We start from the raw sequence: 3493 nt of genomic DNA on the forward strand, positions 1-3493 counted from the left end.
ATCATGGAGGCCGCCTACACCGACCGGGCCGCGCTGATCCGCGCGGTCGCCGGCGCGCGCGTCGTCGTCTCCGCGGTCAGCGGCGCCCGCGCGGTGATCGTGGGAGCGCAGCGCGCGCTCCTCGCCGCGGCGGTCGCGGCCGGGGTGCCGCGCTTCATCCCCTCGGACTACTCCGCCGACTACCGCCGGGTCACGCCCGGCAGCAACCGCAACTTCGAGCTCCGGCGCGAGTTCGCGGCCGACCTCGACGCGGCGCCCGTGCGCGCGACCTCGGTGTTCATCGGCGCGTTCGCCGACATGCTCACCGGGCAGGCGCCCATCGTGCTGTTCGACCGGCGCCGCGTCCTCTACTGGTCGTCCGCCGACCAGGTGCTCGACTTCACCACCAAGGACGACACGGCGCGCGTGGTCGCGCTCGTGGCGCTCGACGACGACGCGCCCCGTGCGGTCGAGGTCGCGGGCGACCGGGTCACCGCGCGGGACCTCGCGCGGACCATGACGGAGATCACGGGCACGCCGTTCGCGCTGCAGTGGGCGGGCACCACGGGCGTCCTCGGCACCGCGAGCAAGGCGATGCGCCGCGTCGGACGCGACGAGCAGGAGGCCTTCCCCGCCTGGCAGGGGATGCAGTACCTCGTGAGCATGTACAGCGGGGAGGCGGAGCTGCACCACGTCGACCTCGAGCGCTTCGGCGAGCACACCTGGACGGGCGTGCGCGACGTGCTCGCCGCGCACGTCGCCGAGCGCTCCGCGTCGACCGCCGCGTAGCCGCACGCGGGGAGGGGGACGGCCGGGCGACGCGCCCGGCCGCCCCCTCACGAGGCCACGGCTCGCTGGGTGTCGCATCCAGCAGGCGGTGGAAGGGTGGGGCCGCGCCACGAGCGCCGCGGGCCGGCCGTCCGACCGCCCGCACCCGAGAACGAAGGAGACCCATGTCTGCACGCAGCATCCAGTGGCAGCTGGCGAAGCGCCCCACCGGCGAGCCCACCCCCGACGACGTCCGCCGCGTCGAGGTCGACCTCCCCGACCTGCAGGACGGCGAGGTCCGCGTCGAGAACGAGTTCATCTCCGTCGACCCCTACATGCGCGGCCGCATGAACGACGTGCCGTCCTACGTGCCGCCCTTCCAGCTGGACGAGGCCATGACCGGATCCGCCGTCGGCCGCGTCGTCGAGTCCCGCTCCGACGACCTCGCCGTCGGCACGCTCGTCAGCCACATGCTCGGCTGGCGCGACGTCGCACAGGGACAGGCCGCGGGCTTCCGCCCCGTCCCCGAGGTGCCCGGCGTGGCGTCGTCCGCCCACCTCGGCGTGCTCGGCCTCACCGGCCTCACCGCCTACGTCGGCCTCACCCGCATCGCGTCCATCACGGAGGGCGACGTCGTCTTCGTCTCCGGCGCGGCCGGTGCCGTCGGCTCGATGGTCGGCCAGATCGCCCGCCTCCTCGGCGCCTCGCGCGTCGTCGGCAGCGCCGGATCCGCGGAGAAGGTCGAGCGCCTCACGTCGCACCTCGGCTTCGACGCCGCGTTCGACTACCACGGCGGCGACCTGGATGCGAAGCTCGCGGAGGCGGCGCCCGACGGCATCGACCTCTACTTCGACAACGTCGGCGGCGACCACCTCTCGGCCGCGCTCGGCGCCCTCAAGGACTTCGGCCGCGTCGCCAACTGCGGGTCGATCTCGACCTACAACTCCACAGGCGAGGAGATCGCGATCCGCAACACGGGCCGCATCGTCACGCGCGGGCTCACGCTCCGCGGCTTCACCCTCGGCAACCACCAGGACCTCGCGCCCGAGTTCGCGTCGAAGATGGGCCCGTGGCTGGCCGAGGGCCGGATCACCGCGGACGAGACCGTGATCGACGGCATCGACCGCGCGTTCGAGGCCTTCACCGGCCTCATGCGCGGCGAGAACGTCGGGAAGATGGTCGTGCGGACCAGCGCCTCCGCCTGACCCGCACCTCCCGGGCGTCGTCCTCGGGGAGCGTCGGCGGGGCATCCGCCCGGCGCTCCTCCGAGGCCGTCTCGTCCCGGCCCGAGCGCGCCTCGCGCAGGCGCCGCCCCTCGTCCTCGAGGAGGGCGCGGCGGCGTGCGAGCCGGTCGGCGCGGGTGGTGTCGCGGACCGGCAGCCGCAGCGCGTGCTCGGCCGGGATGCCCGCCTGCAGCTGCCTCGCGCGGATGATCTCCACGTCGAGCTCGCCGCCGAGCACGAGCGACAGGTTCCCGATGTAGAGCCACAGCAGCAGCACGATCACCGCGCCGAGCACCCCGTAGGTCGACTCGTAGGTCGCGATGGTCGTCACGTACCAGACGAAGCCGGCGGTGCCGAGGCCCCACGCGACGATGGCCACGAGGCTGCCCCACGTGAGCAGGTCGACGCGGCGGCGGCGCAGGTTCGGGGTCGCCGCGTACAGCACCCCGATGATCCCCGTCAGCAGCGCCGCGAGCAGCGGCCACTTGATCACGGCCCACACCACGAGCGTCGTGTCGCCGAGGCCGAGCTGCTGCCCGAGCGCGCGGGCGCCGTCGTCCGTGAGCAGCAGCATGCCGACCATCACGACGCTGACCACGAGCAGCGCGATCGTCACCCCGAGCATCAGCGCCCGGTACTTCACGACCGGCCGGCCCTCCTCCGTCTCCTGCACGCGGTTCATCGCGCGGCCGAACGCGGTGACGTACGCGGCCGAGGTCCAGAGCGCGCCGAGGAAGGACACGGTGAAGGCGATGCCCGAGCGCGGGCCGTCGGCGAGCTGCTCGACCGGGTCGCGGATCACGTCGACGGCGGAGTCGCCGAGCACCGCCGTGAGCACGCCGAGGACGCCCTCGACGCCCGCGCGCGTGTCGCCGACGAGGCCGATGAGGCTCAGCACCGCGACCGCAGCGGGGACGAGCGAGAGCGTCGAGTAGAAGGTGAGGCTCGCGGCCATGTCGATGCCGCGGTGCTTCATGAACCCGTAGACGGCGCGGCGGCAGGCGTACCAGCCGAGCTCGCGGCCGATGCGCTGGCGGCGGTGGAGGGCGGCCTCGTCGAGGTCGGCCTGCTGCGGGGCGTCGTCGGGAGCGGCGCGGCGCGGGCGGATGGGCATGTCCGCCAGTCTGACCCACGCCAGGAGGGCCGGCGCCCGCGGCGGTGCCCGTCGGCGCTCGGCGGCTGGCCGCGTCCGGCCGGGTGCGCTACACAGGGGGGATGGTGCACACATCCTCCGTCGAGATCGAGCGCAAGTACGACGTCCCGGAGGGGGTGCCGGTCCCGGCCTTCGACGGCGTCGAGGGCGTGGCCGAGGCACGGGCGGCGGATCCCGTCACGCTCGTGGCCGTCTACCTCGACACCGCGGACCACGCGCTCGCCGACCGCCGCATGATCCTCCGTCGCCGCGAGGGCGGGCACGACGCGGGCTGGCACGTGAAGCTCCCGGCCGACGGCGGCGAGGGCCGCACCGAGCTCGGCTGGCCGCTCGCGGACGGCGACGACGGCGACGGCGCGATCCCCGGCCC

At 74.4% G+C, this 3493-nt stretch carries 4 protein-coding genes; 3 read left to right on the plus strand and 1 reads right to left on the minus strand.

Annotation, left to right across the window (positions count from 1 at the left end; genetic code table 11):
* On the plus strand, positions 1–768 hold a 768-nt coding region (locus DZG00_RS13555; protein WP_119455725.1), incomplete at its 5' end, for an NmrA family NAD(P)-binding protein.
* A gap of 164 nt (positions 769–932) precedes the next feature.
* A complete protein-coding gene (locus DZG00_RS13560; RefSeq protein WP_119382751.1) occupies positions 933–1952 on the plus strand; it encodes an NADP-dependent oxidoreductase in 1020 nt (339 codons plus the stop codon).
* Here the strand turns inward: DZG00_RS13560 and DZG00_RS13565 are convergent.
* Positions 1897–3084: a YihY/virulence factor BrkB family protein gene (locus DZG00_RS13565; protein WP_119382752.1), complete on the minus strand. Its 1188-nt coding sequence runs from the start codon at positions 3082–3084 to the stop codon at positions 1897–1899. The genes DZG00_RS13560 and DZG00_RS13565 overlap by 56 nt on opposite strands.
* A gap of 101 nt (positions 3085–3185) precedes the next feature.
* Here DZG00_RS13565 and DZG00_RS13570 point away from each other — a divergent pair.
* Positions 3186–3493, plus strand: a 308-nt coding sequence (locus DZG00_RS13570) for a CYTH domain-containing protein (RefSeq protein ID WP_119455726.1), incomplete at its 3' end; no start/stop codon positions are given.

This window comes from Clavibacter lycopersici, from assembly GCF_003576405.1.
Lineage (GTDB): Bacteria > Actinomycetota > Actinomycetes > Actinomycetales > Microbacteriaceae > Clavibacter > Clavibacter lycopersici.